At 54.1% G+C, this 1,923-nt stretch carries 1 protein-coding gene; it reads left to right on the top strand.

Annotated features, from left to right (window positions below; translation table 11 throughout):
• The first annotated feature begins 265 nt into the window (after window positions 1-265).
• Window positions 266-1,849, top strand: a complete 1,584-nt coding sequence (gene mobQ, locus GKG34_RS16160) for a MobQ family relaxase (RefSeq protein WP_154256859.1) — start codon at window positions 266-268, stop codon at window positions 1,847-1,849.
• Window positions 1,850-1,923: the final 74 nt, after the last annotated feature.

Raw genomic sequence — 1,923 nt, 5'->3', positions numbered from 1 at the left:
ATAGGGCGCAATTATACACCGTTCCGGTGAAATTGCGGTCTTGCAGACGGCTCGATGAAATCGAAGCTGGCGTTTGTGCGCCAGCCCGATTCCATCCCAAGGAAAACTGCATTTTCCTTGCGCTGCTTTGCAGCTATCCTTTTGCGGCTCCCGCCTGAGATCGAAGCGCATGGCACTCCGTTCTAAGGCGGCGAGCAAAACCGAATACAATTCCAGACCGTTCACCAAGAGCAATCTTGCTGGGCGGTCTTTTTGTTTGGGGGTGATGCCTATTCCGTGTCCGCATTTCAAAATTACCATCGTCAAGCGCAGCCAAGGGCAGTCCGCTGTTGCCGGGGCCGCTTACCAAAGCGGCGAACGGCTGTTCAGCGAGTACGACCAGAGAACAAAATTCTACAACAAGAAGAAAGAGCTTGTCCACGCTGAGATCATGCTGCCATCCTATGCGCCGCCCGGATATGCAGACCGGGCGACCCTCTGGAACGCCGTAGAAGCTGTGGAGAACCAGTGGAACTCCCAGCTTGCCCGGCGCATCGTGCTGGCGTTCCCGGTGGAGGTGCCGAAGGAGCAGTATTTGTCCATGATAAAAGAGTTTTGTCAGGAGCAGTTTGTTTCCAAAGGGATGATTGCCGACTTTGCCATCCACGACAAGGGAGATGGAAACCCACACGCTCACATTCTGCTGACGCTCCGGGCAATAGATGAACACGGCAAGTGGCTCCCGAAAGCCAGAAAGGTGTACGACCTTGACGAGAACGGTGAGCGCATCCGGCTCGCTTCCGGCAACTGGAAGTGCCACAAGGAAAACACGGTGGACTGGAACGACCAGAAGTATGCCGAGGTCTGGCGGCATGGCTGGGAGACCATTACCAACCGCTATTTGGAAGCGGCTGGCCGCCCGGAACGTGTTGACCTGCGCTCCTTTGAGCGACAGGGCATCCAGCAGATACCGACCGTGCATCTCGGTCCCGCCGCACACCAGATGGAAAAGCGTGGAGTGGAAACTTTTCTCGGCAACCTGAACCGGGATATTCGCGCCGCCAATAGCCTGATGCAGTCCATCCGCAGTGCGATTCGTGGGCTGCAACGCTGGATCGCAGACCTGAATGAAAAGAAGCAGATTCTTTTGGATGCACTGGAACAAGCCAAGGAGCCAATGCTGTCCGACCTGCTGGTGGATTACTTCAACCTCCGCAACGAGCAGCGCAGCGATTGGTCTGGCAAGGCAAAACTGAAATGCACTGTCCGAGACTTTGAGGAAGTCAAACGGGCGGTGGACTATCTGAAAGCCCATTCTCTGAACACCATCGAGGATCTGGATACCGCAATTTCTAACCTGAACCAGACCGCCGCCCCTCTCCGTAGGCAGTTGAAGCAGAACGAAAACCGTATGCGGGCAATCGCCCAGATCAAGGATGCTGCCGCCGCCCATGCCAAGCTGAAGCCCATCCACGACACCTTTATCAAGAAGAACTTCAAGTTGACCAAGGACGCTTATGCCGCCCAGCACAAAGAGGAGCTGGACACCTTTAATAAAGCTGTCCGCACTCTGATGAAACTGAACGGCAGCACAGCGGTAGATTTTTCGGCATTGGATGCCGAATTTTCTGCGCTGCAATCCGGCAGCGCAGAACTGCGTACCAAACTGGAAACCTTGCAGCCGGATGTCTCTGCCCTGAAAAATATCCGCAAGTATATCGACATGGTGCTGAATAAGCAGCAGCTTTCCACACCGGGCGGCAAGCCCCCGGAGAAGGAATCGGTGCTGAAACAGCTGGAGCAGCTTCAGCAGAAAAAGTCCAACTACAAAACGATTTCTACCACCCCAAACCGCGAAGAATCGCTTTAAACGATCTTTCTGTCACCGATATGCCGTTGCAATCAGTGGCAGAAATACATAATTCATTTGTTTTTTGGCCGACT

It is taken from the genome of Faecalibacterium sp. BIOML-A4 (genome assembly GCF_009679665.1).
GTDB classification, from domain to species: Bacteria; Bacillota; Clostridia; order Oscillospirales; family Ruminococcaceae; genus Faecalibacterium; species Faecalibacterium taiwanense.
The sequence above is the reverse complement of the archived record's forward strand: the minus strand, read 5'-3'. Positions and strand labels throughout refer to the sequence as shown.